Source organism: Sphingobacterium sp. LZ7M1, assembly GCF_024296865.1.
GTDB lineage: Bacteria > Bacteroidota > Bacteroidia > Sphingobacteriales > Sphingobacteriaceae > Sphingobacterium.
The window spans coordinates 342488-361968 of record NZ_CP101134.1 but is presented as its reverse complement, the minus strand read 5'-3'; the positions used below and the strand labels follow the sequence as shown (position 1 = coordinate 361968).

Annotated in this window: 19 protein-coding genes and 3 tRNA genes; 18 read left to right on the top strand and 4 right to left on the bottom strand. The window is 40.3% G+C overall.

Annotated elements, in window-relative coordinates:
• The first annotated feature begins 1 nt into the window (after window position 1).
• From NMK93_RS01575 to NMK93_RS01545, 7 genes are all read left to right on the top strand, one after another.
• Window positions 2-793, top strand: a complete 792-nt coding sequence (locus tag NMK93_RS01575) for a DUF3108 domain-containing protein (protein ID WP_185211362.1) — start codon at window positions 2-4, stop codon at window positions 791-793.
• 3 nt (window positions 794-796) lie between these two features.
• Window positions 797-1363 carry a DUF3109 family protein gene (locus NMK93_RS01570; protein WP_185211363.1) on the top strand — a complete coding sequence of 189 codons (567 nt, stop codon included), beginning with the start codon at window positions 797-799 and terminating at the stop codon, window positions 1361-1363.
• A 53-nt stretch (window positions 1364-1416) separates the two neighbouring features.
• Window positions 1417-2391: a polyprenyl synthetase family protein gene (locus NMK93_RS01565; protein ID WP_185211364.1), complete on the top strand. Its 975-nt coding sequence runs from the start codon at window positions 1417-1419 to the stop codon at window positions 2389-2391.
• Between the two features lie 3 nt (window positions 2392-2394).
• A complete protein-coding gene (locus tag NMK93_RS01560) occupies window positions 2395-3450 on the top strand; it encodes a TerC family protein (RefSeq protein WP_185211365.1) in 1056 nt (351 codons plus the stop codon).
• A gap of 163 nt (window positions 3451-3613) precedes the next feature.
• Window positions 3614-4795: an aminopeptidase C gene (locus NMK93_RS01555; RefSeq protein ID WP_185211366.1), complete on the top strand. Its 1182-nt coding sequence runs from the start codon at window positions 3614-3616 to the stop codon at window positions 4793-4795.
• Between the two features lie 101 nt (window positions 4796-4896).
• Entirely contained in the window at window positions 4897-6132 is a 1236-nt protein-coding gene (locus tag NMK93_RS01550) for a thioredoxin fold domain-containing protein (RefSeq protein ID WP_237235539.1), read from the top strand.
• A 212-nt stretch (window positions 6133-6344) separates the two neighbouring features.
• A complete protein-coding gene (locus NMK93_RS01545; protein ID WP_254526573.1) occupies window positions 6345-6986 on the top strand; it encodes a hypothetical protein in 642 nt (213 codons plus the stop codon).
• 53 nt (window positions 6987-7039) lie between these two features.
• Here the strand turns inward: NMK93_RS01545 and NMK93_RS01540 are convergent, their stop codons facing one another.
• Entirely contained in the window at window positions 7040-9187 is a 2148-nt protein-coding gene (locus NMK93_RS01540; protein ID WP_254526574.1) for a prolyl oligopeptidase family protein, read from the bottom strand.
• 273 nt (window positions 9188-9460) lie between these two features.
• On the opposite strand from NMK93_RS01540, the gene NMK93_RS01535 reads away from it, so the two are divergent.
• The 7 genes from NMK93_RS01535 (at window position 9461) to NMK93_RS01505 (ending at window position 12735) form a co-directional block, all read left to right on the top strand.
• Window positions 9461-10216 carry a UDP-2,3-diacylglucosamine diphosphatase gene (locus tag NMK93_RS01535; RefSeq protein ID WP_254526575.1) on the top strand — a complete coding sequence of 252 codons (756 nt, stop codon included), beginning with the start codon at window positions 9461-9463 and terminating at the stop codon, window positions 10214-10216.
• A complete protein-coding gene (locus NMK93_RS01530; protein WP_254526576.1) occupies window positions 10198-10761 on the top strand; it encodes a Crp/Fnr family transcriptional regulator in 564 nt (187 codons plus the stop codon). Before NMK93_RS01535 ends, NMK93_RS01530 begins: the two co-directional genes overlap by 19 nt.
• 69 nt (window positions 10762-10830) lie before the next feature.
• Window positions 10831-11160: a multidrug efflux SMR transporter gene (locus NMK93_RS01525; RefSeq protein ID WP_185211371.1), complete on the top strand. Its 330-nt coding sequence runs from the start codon at window positions 10831-10833 to the stop codon at window positions 11158-11160.
• 91 nt (window positions 11161-11251) lie between these two features.
• Window positions 11252-12325 (top strand): peptide chain release factor 1, encoded by a 1074-nt coding sequence (prfA, locus tag NMK93_RS01520; RefSeq protein ID WP_093100683.1) that lies wholly within the window; start codon window positions 11252-11254, stop codon window positions 12323-12325.
• Between the two features lie 73 nt (window positions 12326-12398).
• Window positions 12399-12472 (top strand) — tRNA-Asp (locus NMK93_RS01515).
• A gap of 58 nt (window positions 12473-12530) precedes the next feature.
• A tRNA-Asp gene (locus NMK93_RS01510) sits at window positions 12531-12604 on the top strand.
• Window positions 12605-12658: 54 nt separating this feature from the next.
• Window positions 12659-12735, top strand: a tRNA-Asp gene (locus NMK93_RS01505).
• Between the two features lie 62 nt (window positions 12736-12797).
• On the opposite strand, the gene NMK93_RS19770 is transcribed toward NMK93_RS01505, so the two are convergent.
• Entirely contained in the window at window positions 12798-13025 is a 228-nt protein-coding gene (locus NMK93_RS19770; protein ID WP_185211372.1) for a (4Fe-4S)-binding protein, read from the bottom strand.
• Window positions 13026-13211: 186 nt separating this feature from the next.
• Between NMK93_RS19770 and NMK93_RS01500 the strand changes: the two genes are divergently transcribed.
• From NMK93_RS01500 to NMK93_RS01490, 3 genes are all read left to right on the top strand, one after another.
• A complete protein-coding gene (locus NMK93_RS01500; RefSeq protein WP_254526577.1) occupies window positions 13212-13571 on the top strand; it encodes a DUF4870 domain-containing protein in 360 nt (119 codons plus the stop codon).
• Between the two features lie 205 nt (window positions 13572-13776).
• Window positions 13777-14361, top strand: a complete 585-nt coding sequence (locus tag NMK93_RS01495; RefSeq protein ID WP_185211374.1) for an RNA polymerase sigma factor — start codon at window positions 13777-13779, stop codon at window positions 14359-14361.
• 11 nt (window positions 14362-14372) lie between these two features.
• Window positions 14373-15446, top strand: a complete 1074-nt coding sequence (locus NMK93_RS01490; protein WP_185211375.1) for a S1C family serine protease — start codon at window positions 14373-14375, stop codon at window positions 15444-15446.
• A 399-nt stretch (window positions 15447-15845) separates the two neighbouring features.
• Here NMK93_RS01490 and NMK93_RS01485 read toward each other — a convergent pair whose 3' ends face one another.
• Window positions 15846-16481, bottom strand: a complete 636-nt coding sequence (locus tag NMK93_RS01485) for a peroxiredoxin (protein ID WP_185211376.1) — start codon at window positions 16479-16481, stop codon at window positions 15846-15848.
• A gap of 260 nt (window positions 16482-16741) precedes the next feature.
• On the opposite strand from NMK93_RS01485, the gene NMK93_RS01480 reads away from it, so the two are divergent.
• Window positions 16742-17878: an acyl-CoA dehydrogenase gene (locus NMK93_RS01480; protein ID WP_254526578.1), complete on the top strand. Its 1137-nt coding sequence runs from the start codon at window positions 16742-16744 to the stop codon at window positions 17876-17878.
• A 105-nt stretch (window positions 17879-17983) separates the two neighbouring features.
• Here the strand turns inward: NMK93_RS01480 and NMK93_RS01475 are convergent, their stop codons facing one another.
• Complete coding sequence (locus tag NMK93_RS01475) at window positions 17984-19480, bottom strand: RagB/SusD family nutrient uptake outer membrane protein (RefSeq protein WP_254526579.1); 1497 nt, start codon at window positions 19478-19480, stop codon at window positions 17984-17986.
• Between the last annotated feature and the right edge of the window lies 1 nt (window position 19481).

Sequence of the window (19481 nt, the reverse complement as noted above, 5' to 3'; positions counted from 1 at the left end):
TATGAAAAGATTTATTTCATTAATTGTATTCAGTGTTTTTTTGATGACTACGGTCATTGGACAAACGCTACCCTATTTAAAAGAACCTACTTTCAAGCCCGGCGAAATATTAAAATATAAGCTTAGATATGGTTTTATTTCGGCAGCAACTGGAACACTTTCAGTTCAGGAGTCAAAATATAGTTTTGGGATCAACGATGCTATCCATTTGTCGGCCTTTGGGCAGACCTCTGGAGCATTTTCCAAATTTTACACGGTCAAGAACCAGTATGATTCCTATATAGATCAGTCCAACTTCCTTCCTATTCTCTATACCGAGAATATCAGGGAGAACAACTATCGTAGGGTAGAATATGCGACATTTGATCATAAGACCAAGAAGGTAAAGGGTAAAAAAGGTACTTTCACCAGTCCGACCCAGCAGACTTTTGATTTGGTATCTGCATATTATTTTTCCAGGAACCTAGATTTTTCAGGCTTAAAGTCTGGCGATAAATTTAAGATCACTTACTTTTTGAACGATGAGGTTGCACAGCTTGGTGTTGAGTATATTGGGGTTGAAAAGGTAAAGTCGGTATTGGGAGAACTTGAATGTATCAAGCTTAGTCCAGAAATATCTCCAGGAAGAATCTTTAAAAAGAGCAGTCGTTTGTATCTTTGGGTTACCAATGATGGCAATCGTATACCTGTGAAGGCTCAAGTGGAAATCTTGATTGGATCAGTGACTATGGATTTAGTGAGTGCAGATGGTCTAAAGTATCCATTGGGCAAGAGGGTAAGTTATTCAAAATAGAAAATGATAGAAGTAGGAAATGTCCTTGTTCATGAGGATATCATCAACAATGACTTTGTGTGTAATCTCAGCAAGTGTAAGGGAGTTTGTTGCATTGAAGGCGATGCAGGAGCACCATTGACGGAGGCTGAGACCAAGATATTAGCGGAGATTTATCCAAAAGTAAAACCCTACCTCACTGAGGCGGGGATAAAAGCCATTGAGGAGCAGGGAACCTCAGTGGTTGATGCCGATGGCGACCTAACGACGACCTGTGTGGGCGGCAATAAGGAATGTGCCTATGTAACTTGGGAAAACGGGATTACGAAATGCGGTATTGAAAAAGCCTATGAAATGGGTGATGTGCAATGGAAGAAACCGATTTCCTGCCACCTCTATCCTATCCGTGCTACGCACTACCCTGAGTTTGATGTTTTGCATTATGACCGTTGGTATATCTGTAAAGATGCCTGCAGTTTTGGGCAAGAACTTAAAATCCCAGTTTATAAGTTCCTGAAAGACCCTTTGATTCGTGAATACGGTGAAGAATGGTACCAACAGCTTGAAAATACCTTAGCTTCTAAAGCATAATTTTAGTATTTTTATTGCGATTCAGTTTGACCTGAAGGTCTTATACCCACTACATGTTAACATTAGACGAAATACAACTTCCTATAAAAGAACATCTCAAACGCTTTGAAAAGACCTTCAAGGCATCTATGCAGAGTTCCGCCCCGCTGTTAGACCGTATTACACGTTATATTATTAAGCAAAAGGGAAAACAGATGCGACCTATGTTTGTTTTCTTTTCAGCTGGATTGACCGGAGGTATTACCGAATCCACCTATCATGGTGCCTCGTTGGTAGAATTACTTCATACTGCTTCCTTGGTTCATGATGATGTAGTGGACAATTCCAATGAGAGACGTGGATTTTTCTCGATCAATGCCCTATGGAAGAACAAGGTTGCTGTATTGGTTGGCGATTTTTTGCTTTCCAAGGGTTTATTGTTATCGGTAAAGCATAAGGAACATGACCTGTTGCGCCTGGCCTCGGAAGCTGTGGAGCAAATGAGCGAGGGAGAATTGCTGCAGATTGAGAAAGCAAGGCACCTGGATATTGAAGAGGGAATCTATTATGACATTATCCGTAAAAAGACGGCTTCTTTGATTGCTTCCTGTTGTGCCATCGGTGCTTCATCAGCTGGAGCCAATCCAGAAACCATTGAAAAGCTACGCTTGTTCGGCGAAAAGGTTGGAATAGCTTTCCAAATCAAGGATGATCTGTTTGATTTTGGTTTGGATGATGTCGGAAAGCCGGTTGGTAACGACATCAAGGAAAAGAAAATGACCTTGCCTTTGATCCATGCCCTTTCTGTCGTTGATAAGGCGCAGAAAAGGAAGATCATCAACTTAGTGAAGCATCATAATGAAGATGCGCAAAAAGTGGCTGAAGTCATCAATTTCGTCAAGATCAACGGTGGGTTGGACTATGCTACGGAGCAAATGCTGAAATATCAGCAGGAAGCTTTTGATATCTTAGATACCATCCCGAACGGCGGAGAATATAAATTAGGATTAGAACAATTAGTACGTTACACTACAGAAAGAAAAAAATAGAATATGAGCCACGAAGCACTTTTTATGATCGGATTTATAATATTTATAATTCTGATGCTAGCGATAGATTTAGGTCTATTTTCCAAAAGTGACAAACCAGTATCGTTAAAAGTTGCAGCAATCATGAGTGCCATCTGGGTAACCTTTGCCCTCTTGTTTGGCTTGCTCCTGTATTATTGGGGGAATGAACTCCACAATGTTCATGACATGGCTCGACTCAAGGAAGTCGTCGCAAACCATTTCCATAACATTACCATTAATGAAAACGACCTAGCGGGCAGTATTCATATCTACAACAAGAACCTGACCCTGGAATACCTGACCGGTTATGTGGTTGAATATGCCCTTTCCGTTGACAACATCTTTGTTATGGTTCTTTTGTTCAGTTCATTTGGTATTCCTGAGAAATACTATCATAAAGTATTGGTATGGGGTATCCTAGGGGCGATTATCATGCGTTGTATCTTTATTTTCGTAGGTGCAGCCTTGATCACCAAATTTGGATGGATCCTTTATGTATTCGGTGCATTTCTGGTTTATACTGGATTTAATATGTACATCAACCGAAACAAAGAGGAAGAGGTTGATCCGGAGAACCACCCTGTGGTAAAATTTGCTTCAAAACACTTTAAAGTAACCCATAAGTTAGATCAAGGAAGGTTCTTCCATATTGAAAATGGCGAAAAATACATGACACCTTTGTTCTTGGTCCTTTTGGTGATCGAGTTTACCGATTTGATCTTTGCAGTTGACTCGATCCCTGCGATCTTCTCGGTAACGAAAGACCCTTATATTGTATTCTTCTCCAATATCTTTGCGATCCTGGGATTAAGGTCAATGTTCTTCTTATTGGTAAACATTATCCACAAGTTCCATTATTTGAAAGTCGGATTAGCATTCCTATTGATCTTCATCGGTCTGAAAATGTTGTTGCACAGTTACCTGAAAGAATGGGGCTTTACGACTTCGCATTCCCTGATCGTCATTATAGGAATACTAGCACTAAGTATCATTGCATCCTTAGCCTTTCCGAAGAAGCAGGATTTTGATAAAGCATAAAGAATTTAGAAACGGGCTGGTGATAACACCAGCCCGTTTCTTTTTATAGGAAGCTAATCTTAATCCTATTGAAATATTTGTGCTAATATTTTTACAAAATCTACCCTTGTTCGCGGTTTATAATTAATAAATTCGTGCACAATTAAAAAAACACACAAATCATATGAATTGGAGTAAATCTATTCTAATTGCAGCAGCGTTCTTTGCTGCTACACAAGTACAAGCTCAAGACAATCTAATAAATGCCCTAAAAGGAAATGCAAGCGACAATAGCAAGGAAGGGTTTAAGTTCACAGAAGTCATCAACTTAGGAAGGACTTCAATTAAAGATCAGGGATCATCAGGGACCTGTTGGTCATACTCAGGAAACTCATTCCTAGAGTCAGAAATGATCCGTATGGGTAAAGACCCCGTTGAAATCTCCCAATTGTATACAGCACGCAATACATATGTTGAAAAAGCGAAGAACTTCGTTCGTCTACATGGTGAGCAAGCGCAAGGTGATGGTGGACAATTGCATGATGTATTGACGATCTTCAGAAAATACGGTGCTGTACCTTATGATGTATATACAGGACTGCCAGAGGGACAATCAAGAAACAACTTCAGTGAGATGAGTCCAATCTTGCAATCCATCACGGAGACAGTTGCAAAAAGCAAGAAACCTTCAAAAAACTGGATGAGCGCATTTACCGGTGCCATGGACTCTTACTTAGGGGAAGTTCCAGAATCATTCCAATACAAAGGAAAAACATATACGCCAAGAACATTTGCTGACCAAGTAATCGGCATCAATCCTGACGACTACGTAGGGATCTCTTCATTTGAGGAACATGCCTACTATAAACCATTTGTCCTTTTGATTCCAGACAACTGGTCGTTTGAGAGTTTTTATAATGTGAAGATCAATGATCTAACAGATATCATCGACAAAGCCTTAGAAAAAGGATTCACTGTAGCTTGGGCTACGGATGTTTCTGAGAAAACATTCAGCTGGAAGAACGGGGTTGCTTTCGTACCGGAGAAACCGATCGAGAAAATGAGCAAAGAGGAAGTAGATCAATTGTTCAATGGTCCTAAAGCTGAACCAGCTATCACAGCAGACCAAAGACAAGAGGCTTTTGACAACTACGAAACGACTGATGACCACGGTATGCATATCGTAGGTAAAGTGAAGGATCAAAACGGAAAAGAATACTATATCGTGAAAAACTCATGGGGAGTTTCCAATGATTACCAAGGATACCTTTACGCAACGAAAGAATTTGTTCGCTACAAAACAATTTCTTTATTGGTTCATAAGAAAGCATTGGATAAAAACATGCAGAAACAATTAGGTATTTAATCTTAAATAAAATATCAAAAGTCCCGATAAAAATCGGGACTTTTTCATTTAAATAATTAACTTAGTTTTTACAATTCCACAATATGTAATAAACACTGATTATGAAAAAGTTAATATTATTGTTATTCACTCTTCCTTTTTTGGCAATCGGCCAAGAGAAAGGAATTTCCTTTGAGCACAACACGACTTGGGCCAAAGTGAAAGAAAAAGCCAAAGCAGAGAACAAGCATATATTTGTTGATGCCTTTACGACATGGTGTGGACCGTGTAAATGGATGGCTGCCAATATCTTTCCTCAAGAAAAGGTAGGTTCCTTCTTTAATGAGAATTTTGTGAACCTGAAAATCCAAATGGATGAAACGCCAGCGGATAATGAGGATGTTAAATCATGGCGCGAAGAAGCGAAACGCTTTGCAAAAGATTATAAAGTTGCGGCATACCCAACCTTCCTGATCTTCAGTCCGGATGGCGAATTGGTACACCGCATTGTTGGTGGTGGTGAGGCAGACCAATTCATTGCAGCTGCAAAAGAAGGTCTAGATCCAAACACGCAATACGAAACATTGGTTAAGAAATTCAATGACAAACCCAATGATAAAGCTACCGCTAAATCAATGGCTGCAGCAGCAGTAAAGGCCTATGACCGAGAATTGACCGCCAAAGCTGTTGAAAGTGTCATCAACAACTCTACAGCAGAGGAATTAATGGAAGACGATGTTCTGAAATTGATCAGCAAAAACGTGGGTAAACCAGGATCTAAAGCATTCAATACCCTTCTGGAAAACAAAGAGAAAGTTGATGCTAAATTAGGCGCTGGAAAAACAGACCAAATCCTTTCGGTATCCATTATCAATTCAGAGATAGCTCCAGTGGTAATGAAGTCAGAAACTGATATCTTTGATAAAACGGTAGAGGAAGTGAGCAAGAAGTATCCAACGATTTCTTTAACGAATTCTATTGCCAGCTTCAAACCTAACTACTATGCCAGAAAGCAAAATTGGCCAGCATTCAGGGATGCTGTTCAAGCCTATATCAACCTTGACCCTTCTAAAGTAAATGCATCACAATTGAATTCGTTTGCTTGGGCCATATTTGAGAACTGTGATGATCCTTCCTGTGTTGAATCGGCTTTAGCATGGAGCAAGAAATCCCTTGAAGAAGCAAATGATCCAGCATTAATGGATACTTACGCCAACCTATTGCACAAAGTAGGAAAAACGAAAGAAGCTATCGAATGGCAGGAGAAAGCTATTGCTGCAGTGGATGAAGGCAGTAAGGCTGAATACCAAGCAACCTTGGAGAAAATGAAAAAAGGTGAACCTACTTGGGTGAAATAATTCTGGTAAGAACACAGAGCATATACCCCTATCCAACTCATTATGAGTCGGAAGATATTTTAATTTAGAAAAAGAAGCTATCTGAAACAGATAGCTTCTTTTTTTGATATACGCATTTTTTGAGAATTCCAACGAAATTCAAATGGCTAATATTTCTCTTTGATAAATAATCTTTCTAAATTTGTTGCATATCCTATTATTACCAAGATGCTATGAAATTTACACTTAACATTAAGAATTCCCTGCTAATTATTCTCTCGTTATTATTTAGCTATTCCTGTACCAAGGATCCCATTGATCCAGATGACAAGGAGGATCCAAACAAACCCATGATTTATAAGTTTGATCGATTTGAACTCGTCAATGCCAAATTGTATGTTGGGTCCAAGGAAGGGGCTGTAGATAAATCCGAAGGTTTCGATCCTAACACTTATTTTACGACCTCTTTTGGGAAAGAGAACAAGCTTTCCTATTTCAAATATGATTCATTGATGGTACGAAGAGATACATTGACTGAATTTCCCAATGAATATGAGAGTAATGTCTTTGGATTCAAGGTCGGTGAAAAGGACTCCTTATTCCGATGGAATATTTATGCTGATTTTTGGCAATACTACGGAACTTACCCAAGTACCAAAGAAGAAATCATTTATGAGAGCAATTATAGTCGCTTGATTAAAAAACGAAAAGAATCTTCTTTCTATCTAGATAATCGGAGTGAAGGACTCGTTTCTGACAAGGATTTCTTTTGGGGAAATACCTATCATTTCCCGAGTAAGGATGATATGACCGAAACTTCGGATACCCTTGCCTATGCCAACGTGAAGTACTATTATAAATTGATTAAAAAATAAGGTATCAACACCTAATAAAAAGAGGCTCGGAAACAATTCCGAGCCTCTTTCATTTATTTAACTTCCTTATAGCCCTGCTTCATGTTCTGGAACATAAAGGACCATTTATCGGTCTGTTCAGCAATGACCATGGCAGTTGACTTACCTGCTCCATGGCCAGCTTTTGTATCAATCCTGATCAATACTGGATTGGATCCTTTGTTGTATTCCTGCAGTCTGGCTGCAAACTTGAAGGAATGTGCTGGAACAACACGGTCATCATGATCGGCTGTGGTAACCATCGTCGCAGGGTAGTCAGTACCTGCCTTTAAAGCGTGATAAGGAGAATATTTCAACAGATAATTGAACATTTCAGCATTATCATCAGCTGTTCCATAATCGAATGCCCAACCTGCACCGGCAGTAAATTTATGATAACGCAACATATCCAAAACGCCTACCGCTGGAAATGCCACCTTGTAAAGCTCTGGTCTTTGGGTCATACATGCACCAACCAATAGACCTCCATTGGATCCTCCAGAGATCGCTAGTTTCTCCGAAGAGGTGTATTTTTCGTTGATCAAGTATTCTGCTGCAGCAATAAAATCATCAAAAACATTCTGTTTTTTGAGCTTCGTCCCTGCTAGGTGCCAATTCTCACCATATTCGCCACCACCACGAAGGTTAGCGACTGCATAGACGCCGCCTTGTTCCAATAGGATGACATTGCTCACACTGAAGGAAGGTGTCAAGGAGATATTAAAGCCCCCATAACCATATAACATGGTCGGATTAGTTCCATCCAATTTAATTCCTTTTTTATAGGTGATGATCATTGGGACTTTGGTTCCATCTTTGGACGTGTAAAACACCTGCTTGGATTCGTATTTGGTTGGGTCAAATTGGACCTCAGGTTTTTTGTAAATCTCTGATTTTCCCGATGCAATTTCGTATTTATAGATCGTACCTGGATTAACATAGTTCGTGAAAGAATAATAAAGATCGTTTTCTTCTTTCTTTGCACTAAATCCACCTGCAGAACCTACTCCTGGCAATTCAATATCATGTTCAAATTTACCGGCTCTATCGTATTGCTTCAACTGGGTCGTTGCATCTTTGAGGTAGCTGGCAAATATTTTACCCCCACCAATTGATGGACTCAAGACTTGATCCGTTTCAGCAATCAGGTCTTTCCAAGCCTCTGGGGTTGGATTAGCGATATCTGTTTGCACAATGCGGCCATTGGGTGCATTTAACTCCGTATAGATCAACAGACGATCGCCATCATTGTCCAGGACATAGTGGTTTTTCTCCATATTGTTTACTACGGTGACAAATGGAGACTCAGGTTTTGAAAGGTCTTTGATATAGAGTTCGTTTCCTGAAGTTGAGTTGGCAGCAGTAACGACCAAGAAGCGTTCATCTTCTGTCAGGCCAGCGCCAATATACCTTCTCGGTGTTTTCGGTCCGCCAAAGACAAGCTCATCTGTGTTTTGAGGCGTGTTTAATTTGTGGAAGAACAACTTGTGTTGGTCTGTCATGGCAGATAATGCAGAGCCTTCTTTTGGTTTGTCATAAGAGCTATAGTAGATTCCTTCATTACCTTTCCAGGCCATTCCACTGAACTTTACATTCATCAGGGTATCTCCTACAATGGATTTGTCTTCCGCATTAAGGATAATGACCTTGGTCCAATCGGAACCTCCTTCAGAGATCTGATAAGAGACCAAAGACCCATCTTTACTAAAGGACAGTCCCGCTAATGAGGTTGTGCCATCTGATGAAAGTTTATTAGGATCCAAAAAGACCTCTTCCTTACCTTCATCACCTTTTTTGCGATATAACACACTTTGATTTTGCAATCCATCATTTTTGAAAAAATAGATATAGTCACCGGATCTGAAAGGTGCGGATACCTTTTCATAGTCCCAAAGGTGTTCTAGACGTTTTCTGATCTGTTCACGGAAAGGGATTTGGCTTAAGTAGTCTTCCGTTACCTCATTTTCTTCTTTCACCCAGTTTTTGGTTTCCTGGGAAAGATCATCTTCCAACCAACGGTATGGGTCTTCGACTTCAGTTCCAAAGAAAATGTCTTTTTGTTCTATTTTTTGGGTTTTGGGGTAGGGTTTCACGCTAATGTCTGCTTTTGATTCAATTACTTTTTCTTGTTGGCAAGCTGTCAATCCAACAGCAAGGATGCCAATACTTAAATATTTCATCATATTGATCGTACAATTAGTTCAGCACAAAACTAATGAAATAATTTGCAAGTCAAATCCAAATGAAATTTGCATACCTAGCGTGACTAGATTTTCATTGATTAAACAGTTAATAATATCAGTTTGGACAGCAAGGAAATCACGGTACTTATTGTTCAAACTTTTTTCATTTCTCTCCCTTCCTACCATTTCCTTCATTATATTGGTTTTAATTCCATTAAACCAAATATTACCCTGTCTTGATAATCCGTAATTATTATGCTAGTTTTGACCTGAATGAGCCCAGGCAATAAAATATATTTTGCATCAGATTTCCACTTAGGTTCCTATCCGATGGATCAATCCAAGGTTAGGGAACAGCATATTATTTCATGGCTGGACTACATCAAGACCGACGCTGCAGAGCTCTATTTAGTTGGGGACATCTTTGACTTTTGGTTTGAATACAGCACGGTTGTACCAAAAGGCTATATCCGATTTTTGGGGAAATTGGCTGAATTAGCTGATCTGGGCATCAAAATCACGCTATTTAAGGGCAACCACGATATGTGGATGTTCGGATACCTAAAAGATGAACTGAAAGCGGAAATTATATCCAATGAGAAAGTCATCAACCTCAATGGAAAATCCGTTTATATCCACCACGGCGACGGATTGGGCCCTGGTGATTCGAAATACAAATTTCTCAAGAAAATATTCCGCAGCTCACTCTGCCAATGGTTGTTTGCCCGGCTACACCCTAATCTTGGGATCGGGATTGCACAGCGCTGGTCCAAACATAGCCGCATATCCAATAATGCCGAAGAAAGGTTCCTTGGAGAAGAGAATGAGTGGCTGATTGTTTATGCCAAGGAAATCCTCGAGAAACAGCATTATGACTTATTCATTTTTGGACATCGTCATCTACCCTATGATATTCAATTGAAAAACAGCAGCCGAATCATTAACCTAGGCGAATGGATCAACTACCATACTTATGCTGTTTGGGACGGGCAAGAAATTAAACTTGAAAAATGGAATTCAGAGAAATAGCAAACTCGATCTACCCGATGAATGATGAACAGTTTTCCTTATTGGAAGGCATCTGTGAACTGATTGAAGTCCCCAAGAACAGCACCGTAATCTATGCTGATAAAACCAGTCCCTTTCTGTATTTCCAGAAAGAAGGGATCTGTAGGATCTATTATCACAAAATAGAAAAGGAAATCATCCTTGGTTTTACCTTTCCCGGTGAAGTCCTGATGTCCTTGAATAGCTATATCCATCAGCAACCCGGCTATGAGACCATCCAAACATTAGAAAAATCCCAATTATACCGTCTCTCCATTCAAAAGCTACAGGAGCTTTACCAAAACCATACCTCCATCAGCAATTGGGGCCGCCGCTTAGCCGAACTTGAAGCCTTAAAAATTGAAGAAAGGTTGATGCTCCGCCTTTTCAGGTCTTCGTATGAGAGTTACGAGGAACTCTTAAAAAAGGCTCCAAACATCACTAACCGGATCAAATTAGGCTATATTGCTTCCTATCTAGGCATCTCCCAAGTTACATTGAGCCGTATACGCGGTATAAAAAGATAAAAATTTAACAATTGTAAAAAGAAATGGCTAAATTAAAATAGACCTTTGCGCCATTAAAAAAATACAGCAATGAATTGGATAATATTAATAATTGGTGGTTTATTTGAAGTCGCCTTCACCTATTGTATCGGCCGCGCCAAAGATGCTACTGGAACTGAAATGTACCTTTGGTACCTAGGCTTTCTGATCAGTGTAACTATCAGTATGGGTTTATTGATCAAAGCAACCAGTACCCTTCCTTTAGGAACTGCCTATGCGGTATGGTCCGGAATCGGTGCTGTAGGTACGGTTTTAATGGGTATTTTCTTCTTTAAAGAACCTACAGATTTCTGGCGCATCTTCTTTATTATCACTTTAATCGGGTCAATTGTTGGGCTAAAAGCAGTTTCTTCGCATTAGTATCTTTAAAAGCGCATAAAAATCTTTATTTTTGTCGATTAATTACCGTGTATGGTCTTCAAACGCCCTGCGGTAAAGCAAGATGTAATTTATGTTAGAGAAACTACAAGCCATAAAAGAGCGCTGGGAAGAAGTTGAAAGAGAGTTAAGCAATCCCGATACCATCAGCGACATGAAGCGCTTTGCAAAGTTGAACAAGGAATACAAAGACTTGGGCAAAATTGTTGAGCAATACCATATTTACAAAAATATGGTCAGCAATATCGACACCAACAAAGATATCCTAGCCAACGAGAAAGATCAGGAATTGAGAGAGATGGCCAAAGAGGAACTGGATATCTTATATACGGAGAAAGAGGAAAAAGAAGAGGAAATCCGCTTAATGTTGATCCCTAAGGATCCAGAGGATGCTAAAAATGCCATCATCGAGATCCGTGGCGGTACTGGCGGTGATGAGGCTGCACTGTTTGCAGGAGACCTTTACCGTATGTACACTCGTTTCTTTGAAACCAAAGGTTGGAGAAACGAAGTAATGGATGTGACGGAAGGAACTTCCGGTGGTTACAAAGAGGTTATCTTAAAAGTAATCGGCGAGGATGTCTACGGACAATTGAAATATGAATCAGGTGTTCACCGTGTTCAACGTGTTCCAGACACAGAAACTCAGGGTCGTGTGCATACTTCCGCAGCTTCGGTAGCCGTATTACCAGAGGCAGAAGAGGTCGACGTGGAATTGAATCCAGGCGATATCGAAATGCAGACATCAAGATCAGGAGGTGCTGGTGGACAGAACGTGAACAAGGTAGAGACCAAAGTTCAGTTGACACACAAACCATCGGGTATCGTAGTTGTTTGTCAGGTAGAGCGTTCGCAGTTAGCGAACCGTGAATTAGCCATGGAGATGCTACGTAACAAGCTTTATGAACTAGAAGTACAGAAGAAACACGGAGATATTGCGGCAAAACGTAAAACCATGGTATCCACTGGTGACCGTTCGGCAAAGATCCGTACATACAACTATCCACAAGGCCGTGTAACGGAACACCGCATCGGATTGACGATGTACAACCTACCGGCAATTATGGACGGTGATATTCAAGACATTATAGATGCATTGCAGTTTGCTGAGAATGCAGAAAAGATGAAAGAAGGCGCCGTAGAGTAAGATTTTTCAAAAATTTATTAGCAGATATAGAAATAAACACTATATTTGCACACCTTCTAAAAAGAAGGAAAAAGGTCTGGTAGTTCAGCTGGTTAGAATACATGCCTGTCACGCATGGGGTCGCGGGTTCGAGTCCCGTCCAGACCGCAAACAAAAAGAGAAGCGAAGCTTCAAAGAGTTCTTTTTTTAATTTTAAGAGATTTTAGGTCTGGTAGTTCAGCTGGTTAGAATACATGCCTGTCACGCATGGGGTCGCGGGTTCGAGTCCCGTCCAGACCGCTAAAATTAAAATGAAGCTAGTCTTTCATTTGTTCTTTTTAAGTTTATTTTTTTGGTCTGGTAGTTCAGCTGGTTAGAATACATGCCTGTCACGCATGGGGTCGCGGGTTCGAGTCCCGTCCAGACCGCCAAAAAAAATCAAAAGGTATCATGAAATCCATGATACCTTTTTTGTTTTATGCCAATTCCTTTTCTAACCCCCATGTAATTCATACTGCAAAGCTCCCGAAGGACAGCGATCTATCTGATTGATCAGCTCCTGCGTACTTGCATGTTCAGGCTTCACCCAGGGACGGTCTCCCGGATCATACACCCGAGGCAACATATTGATACATACCGCCGAATGAATACATTTCTTAGGCCGCCAAAGCACCGTTATCTCTCCATTAGGATGCTTATAGCGAATAATTTTTTCTTCCATGATCTTCTTTCTCCTATTTTAATGAGTAACAAGCTACAAAACCTTTTGTTTATAAAAATCATCCTTGAAGATGAAAAGAAATCACCTCATTCGATTTCAGCGTGAGCAAATTGAACCTTAAAGGACATGAATAGAAACTTATTGAAATATTTGTTTATTTTTAATCTAAATTATAACCTTAATCTTATGGAAAATTCACAAACTCCGATTGAAAGTGGCGGTAACAACATCATCAATGATGGTAAAAACATTGCCATAATTGCCTATTTAACAATCATTGGTCTTATAATTGCCTTTGTATTGAACAATGAAAAACGGAATGATTTCGCAACATACCATATCCGTCAATCATTGGGCATATTTTTGACATTATTCGTTTCCGGTGTAATGAGCTATATTCCATTTATAGGATGGATTATATCAGCCATAACGGCGTTATTGATGATTATCTTATGGATTATCGGGATTATCAATGCAGCCAATGGCAACAAGAAACCGGTTCCTTTGTTGGGTGAGTATTACAACAATCTATTTGCGGGGATTTAAGCCCCATGAACCAAATAAATGAAAGACACCCCCGACAGGCAGGTGTCTTTTAGTTTGTCATTCCTTCAAATTTTTAAAAAATGTCAATAGATTATAAATTGGATTGATATTCCATAAAAATTCTCTTACGTTTGGAAACGAAATCACAAATAATAAAATTTTTAACAAATCTTGGGTTACTATTTGAAAATTAGGGTATTAATAAGTGAGTAAAATAAGACAAATATTACCAAAGACCCGTGAGGACAAGGAATTGCTGGAAGGTTTACGAAAAGGAGACAACTCAGTAATTTCAGAAATCTATAAAACCTGCTATCCTTCCGTATCCCACCTTATTACCGGAAACAAAGGAACAGAGGATGAAGCCAAAGATATTTTTCAGGAAGCGGTCATGGTATTGTACGATAAAGTTACTCATGAGAATTTCGAGCTCAGCAGTAAGTTAAGTACGTTCCTATATGCAGTATGTAGGAGATTGTGGTTAAAGCAACTGAACAAAAGGGAAAACAGCATGGGCACTTCTGACTCCGACGGATTAGAAATTGCCGATGTGGAAAGCGACATCCAGAGCCATATCGAGAAAGAAAATGACTTCTCCAAAATGGACAGTGCAATGAGCCAACTGGGTGAACCCTGCCAAACGATCTTAAAGGATTTCTACATCAGGAACAAGTCGATGAACGAAATCTGCGAAAAGTTTGGATACACCAATACTGACAACGCGAAAACTCAGAAATATAAATGTTTACAACGATTGAAGAAGCTTTTCTTTGATCAAAAATCTGATTAGTAAAAGTTGAAATGAGACAGCAAGAATTTTTAGAATTGGCAGACCGCTACCTCAACGGCCAGATGGATCCTAAAGAAAAGGAATCATTTGAACTGTTGTGCGATCAAGACCCAGATTTGAATGCGCTTTTTCTATCGCATGCTGAATTCGTGCAAACCATGAAGCGCCATGAAGCGCGTGCAGAGTTTAAAAGTCAATTGGAAAAAACCATCCAGGAACAGCCTACCGAAACTATTGTGGTTCGTTTGTGGAAGAAATTAAAGATCAATGCCGTGGCAGCAGCTGCTGTCGCCGTTCTTTCTTCTTTAGCTACGCTGTATTCAACCGGATACTTCTCTACGCTGCGTAGAGCCAACTCGGACTATAGCGCCCTTAAAAGAGAGATAAATAGCGTTAAACGCAACGTCAATGCTCACCACAATGCCATCAGGAACATCAACAAGGAAAGCAATGCTCCACAGGATGCCCTTCAATATGGTGCAACTGGATTTATGCTGACCAAAGATGGCTACGTAGTAACAAATTTTCACGTCGTGAGTGGAGCTGACTCCATCCACCTACAAAACAATAAAGGCGATTCTTATAAGGCTTCCATAATCTTCGTGGATTCTGAGAAGGACTTAGCTATCCTGCATATTTCAGACTCAAACTTTATCGCTCAATCGGCAAATATCCCATATACGTTCAGAAGACAGAACACCGATCTTGGTGAAGGTATCTACACCATCGGTTATCCACGGGATGAAGCTGTATATGGCGAAGGCTACTTGAGTTCCTCAACAGGTTACAGCGGTGATACCACAGCTTATCAAATCTCTGTACCCGTAAACCCAGGTAACAGTGGGGGCCCAGTCCTTGATAAGAACGGAAATATCATCGGTATTATCTCCGGTAAACAAAAAGGTCTCGATGGAGCAGCTTTTGCGATCAAGACCAAAGCACTGATCGAAACATTGAACCGTATCCCAGAAGAATCCCTGAAAGGGAACATCGTTCTGAACAATAAAAATAGCCTATCAAATTTACCTCGTACCGAGCAGATCAAAAAGTTGCAAGACTTTATCTACATGGTCAAGGTCTATTAAAAATAAATTGGACTTTTGTATGAAGCAAGGTGTTACAATCATGTAGCACCTTGTCTGTTTTTATACCTACCCTACCCATCAAAAATTATATCACTTTGATTTTAAATATCTTATTCATTATATTTAATAAAAAAACAAAGTGAATATGCGGACCTTTTGGACCTATTTTTTCATCTTTCTAGCATTGGCAATCTTTGTACAGGTTTTTCAATTCTTGTCATCACACAGCGCTTTTGAGCTCGACTATGGAGCTATCTTAAAGCAACTATGCCTCGTGACCCTTATTGCTCTGATCACTTCGTATATCGTACCTAGAAAAAAGAAAAATCCATTTAAAGAAAAAGCCAACTAACTAGAGTTGGCCTTATACATTATCCTGTCCAGATAAACCGGATGGGCTTATTTGTTTGGTTGCGGAGTCGTCCTCAAGTAAGGTTTGATCTCCTTATATCCTTTCGGGAACTTCGCTGGAATATCCTCAGTCTTGATCGCTGGAACAACGATTACATCCTCTCCATCCTTCCAATCCGCTGGAGTAGCCACCTGATAGTCTGCAGTAAGCTGCAAGGAATCAATTACGCGCAAGATCTCATCAAAATTCCTTCCTGTTGAAGCTGGGTAAGTCAAGGTAAGTTTTACCTTCTTGTCTGGCCCAATTACAAATACCGAACGCACTGTAGCTGTCGCAGAAGCATTTGGATGGATCATATCGTACAACTCGGCCACATGTCTGTCCTCATCTGCGATGATAGGAAAATTAACCTGGGTATTCTGTGTTTCATTGATATCTTTTACCCAACCATTGTGGTCCTCAACGGAGTCAACGCTCAATGCCAACACTTTTACATTACGCTTGTCGAACTCGGATTTCAATTTTGCCGTACGACCTAATTCTGTGGTACATACCGGTGTATAATCTGAAGGGTGTGAATACAGGACAGCCCATTTGCCGTCAATATAATCATAGAAATTTATATCACCCTCTGTTGTTTTGGCTTGAAAGTTTGGTGCATCATCACCTAATCTTAAACTCATATCTATTAATGTTTATAATGAACGAAATTGTTTACTCTATCAATATAGTAGATTTTATTGTAAATCGCAATACAGCGGTCTGATTTCAGATTTTTCTTACAATCATTTTACTTTTATGGCTCACAACTAAATAACACTCAAGGCAGAACAAAGGTTTATCAGGATAAAATATTTTTCATCCACACGGATAATATTTTAGTTTTTATTATGCTTGCATAATAAAATATAATTATATTTGAGATAACCTTATAAGCAAAGAGATGAATTTCGAACTATCAGAAGAACATAAAATGATCCGCGAAGCTGCCCGAGAATTTGCTCAGGAGCTTAAACCCGGCGTAATTGAAAGGGATGAACTGGCCAAGTTCCCGACCGAGTTTGTCAAAAAAATGGGCGAACTAGGTTTTATGGGCATCATGACGCCAGAACAATATGGCGGTGCAGGCATGGATACGCTCGCTTATGTACTCGCTCTGGAAGAGATCGCCAAGATAGATGCCTCTGCGGCAGTGATCATGTCGGCCCACAATTCCCTGGTCCTATTCGGATTGAATGAATTCGGAACCGAGGAACAAAAGCAGAAATACCTAAAACCCTTGGCTTCCGGAGAAAAACTGGGCGCCTTTGCGCTATCCGAACCAGAGGCAGGCTCTGATGCCTCCTCTCAACATACCATGGCTGAAGATAAAGGTGACCATTACTTACTGAACGGTACAAAAAACTGGATTACCAATGGTGGTAATGCAGATATCTATATTGTTATTGCCCAAACCCACCCTGACTTAGGGCATCGTGGGATCAATGCACTCATTGTCGAAAAAGGCACTCCTGGTTTTAGCATTGGCCCAAAAGAAAATAAATTGGGAATCCGCAGCTCGGATACCCATTCCCTAATGTTCTCCGATGTCAAGGTTCCAAAGGAGAACCGCATCGGTGAGGATGGATTCGGATTCAAGTTTGCCATGAAAACCTTGGATGGAGGCCGGATCGGTATTGCTGCACAGGCCTTAGGCATTGCTGCTGGGGCGTATGACCTTGCATTGGCCTATTCTAAGGAAAGAAAGACCTTCGGCAAACCTATTTCAGACCATCAAGCTATTCAGTTCAAATTAGCGGATATGGAAGTAGATATTGAAGCAGCAAGGTTACTGACCTATAAAGCTGCCTGGACCAAGGATCAAGGTCTTCCTTACGGAAAGATCGCTGCCATGGCGAAATTGAACACTTCCGAAGTGGCCATGAAGCATACCGTGGAAGCTGTACAGATCCATGGTGGTTATGGCTATGTAAAAGAGTACCATGTTGAGCGACTGATGCGAGATGCCAAGATTACACAGATCTATGAAGGAACCTCTGAAATTCAGCGCTTGGTCATCGCAAGAGAGGTATTGAGATAAGAAACAGGTATAATTATTAATAAATCAAAGTGTAACTAAGAAAAGAAAGCCAGGCAAATTGCCTGGCTTCTTTTATGAATGGAATTCAATGATTCACATCTAGCACTACAATGGGTTCTGAACCACTACACCTAAGGTTCTATCAATTTCACCTTGAGGGATCAAGAACTCCCAACGTTTATCTCCTGCAGGAATTGAAAACTCCACGGCAAGGGAAGCAATGTGATTTGCTCCATTTCTGTCCAAAGGTAGGTTCAATCTCTTCAAATCGTAGAACCTGAAGCCTTCACCCCATAACTCAACTCTTCTTTGGGTCAAGATCTCTTCGATCAGGCTTGCTCCTGTATTGGTAGAAAGAACATAATCTGGGTCCCTGTTTTCAGCAAGTTCCAACAAAACCTCTTTTGCAGCAGTCTCAGATCCTGATCTTGCCAAAGCTTCAGCTTCGATCAAGTACATTTCCGCAGCACGCATAAACATCAAGTCACCATTACTATTTCCAGGGTTTGTCAACGTGAATTTCCTGGTCATATATGGCATACGAACACCACTTGCTGCAACTGGGAATGTTTTATCCGCTCCAGTTGGATCCCAAACACGCTTGCGAACGTCAGTATCTGAAATCTTATCATACAACAACGAGTTAATCGCCTTAGGGTTACCACGAGTGTTGGTAGAACTGAAGTTACCTACATAAGCATAGAACGAATAAAAATAGGTTGGTTGGTCTTCTCTATGACGGATACCCCAAATCCACTCTGGATTGGCAGATGTTGTAAACGAGCCAATATATTGAGCGTTGGTCATCAGGTCATAATCAGCACGAGCTTCTTTGGCAAATTTTGCCGCAGTTACATAATCTTGTTGAGTCAATGCAACACGAGCTTTCAAACCTTTTGCAACATCGATATTCAAATGTGATACATCAGGTCTGCCTGACGCATTTGCAAATAATGCAATCGCATCATCTAGGTCTTTATTGATCTGTGTATAAACTTCCTCAACGGTATTGCGTTCAACAGCTGTAGTAGATTTATCCAAGATAAGGGAAACACCTAAACCTGAGTTATTCCCACCTTTTACATAGCGTTTACCAAATAGTTGAATCATTTGATAGTAGCCCCATGCCCTGTATGACAAGGCCTGTCCTTTGATGAAGTTTTTATCTTCTTCAGGACCTGCTGCGCCATCGATATTATTGATGATCTGGTTCGCGTTTCCAATCAAGGCATAGTAAAAACCATAGTTATACTGGTTGATCGATGAGTTCGCATCTCTATGGCTAATCCATTTGTATTCACTATTGAACCAACCATTGGCTGCGCCGGTCATGACAAAGTCGTCACCAAGCACTTCCATATAAATCATGTTACCGCTCTGTCCACCCGCAGCTTGGTTACTATACCACTGCGAGTACATTAGACGGTGCATACCATTGATCGCTGAATATGCATTCTCTGTCGATGCAAATACGACTTCTGTATTGATTTTATCACTAGGGTCTTTTTGCAGAGCCTCCTTTTTACATCCCGAAAGGAAGAGTACAGCAGTCAATACTGTTCCTAGAATAGGGTATTGTAATTTTCTATTAAATATTTTCATT

What these genes read in the sequence shown, in the direction of transcription:
- NMK93_RS19770 (WP_185211372.1), bottom strand. Translation starts at nt 13,025, where the DNA reads ATGGAAGAAAAAATTATTCGCTATAAGCATCCTAATGGAGAGATAACG.
- NMK93_RS01555 (WP_185211366.1), top strand. Translation starts at nt 3,614, where the DNA reads ATGAATTGGAGTAAATCTATTCTAATTGCAGCAGCGTTCTTTGCTGCT.
- NMK93_RS01565 (WP_185211364.1), top strand. Translation starts at nt 1,417, where the DNA reads ATGTTAACATTAGACGAAATACAACTTCCTATAAAAGAACATCTCAAA.
- NMK93_RS01560 (WP_185211365.1), top strand. Translation starts at nt 2,395, where the DNA reads ATGAGCCACGAAGCACTTTTTATGATCGGATTTATAATATTTATAATT.
- NMK93_RS01530 (WP_254526576.1), top strand. Translation starts at nt 10,198, where the DNA reads ATGGAATTCAGAGAAATAGCAAACTCGATCTACCCGATGAATGATGAA.
- NMK93_RS01535 (WP_254526575.1), top strand. Translation starts at nt 9,461, where the DNA reads ATGAGCCCAGGCAATAAAATATATTTTGCATCAGATTTCCACTTAGGT.
- NMK93_RS01475 (WP_254526579.1), bottom strand. Translation starts at nt 19,480, where the DNA reads ATGAAAATATTTAATAGAAAATTACAATACCCTATTCTAGGAACAGTA.
- NMK93_RS01575 (WP_185211362.1), top strand. Translation starts at nt 2, where the DNA reads ATGAAAAGATTTATTTCATTAATTGTATTCAGTGTTTTTTTGATGACT.
- NMK93_RS01485 (WP_185211376.1), bottom strand. Translation starts at nt 16,481, where the DNA reads ATGAGTTTAAGATTAGGTGATGATGCACCAAACTTTCAAGCCAAAACA.
- NMK93_RS01490 (WP_185211375.1), top strand. Translation starts at nt 14,373, where the DNA reads ATGAGACAGCAAGAATTTTTAGAATTGGCAGACCGCTACCTCAACGGC.
- NMK93_RS01500 (WP_254526577.1), top strand. Translation starts at nt 13,212, where the DNA reads ATGGAAAATTCACAAACTCCGATTGAAAGTGGCGGTAACAACATCATC.
- NMK93_RS01480 (WP_254526578.1), top strand. Translation starts at nt 16,742, where the DNA reads ATGAATTTCGAACTATCAGAAGAACATAAAATGATCCGCGAAGCTGCC.
- NMK93_RS01540 (WP_254526574.1), bottom strand. Translation starts at nt 9,187, where the DNA reads ATGATGAAATATTTAAGTATTGGCATCCTTGCTGTTGGATTGACAGCT.
- NMK93_RS01570 (WP_185211363.1), top strand. Translation starts at nt 797, where the DNA reads ATGATAGAAGTAGGAAATGTCCTTGTTCATGAGGATATCATCAACAAT.
- NMK93_RS01545 (WP_254526573.1), top strand. Translation starts at nt 6,345, where the DNA reads ATGAAATTTACACTTAACATTAAGAATTCCCTGCTAATTATTCTCTCG.
- NMK93_RS01550 (WP_237235539.1), top strand. Translation starts at nt 4,897, where the DNA reads ATGAAAAAGTTAATATTATTGTTATTCACTCTTCCTTTTTTGGCAATC.
- prfA (WP_093100683.1), top strand. Translation starts at nt 11,252, where the DNA reads ATGTTAGAGAAACTACAAGCCATAAAAGAGCGCTGGGAAGAAGTTGAA.
- NMK93_RS01525 (WP_185211371.1), top strand. Translation starts at nt 10,831, where the DNA reads ATGAATTGGATAATATTAATAATTGGTGGTTTATTTGAAGTCGCCTTC.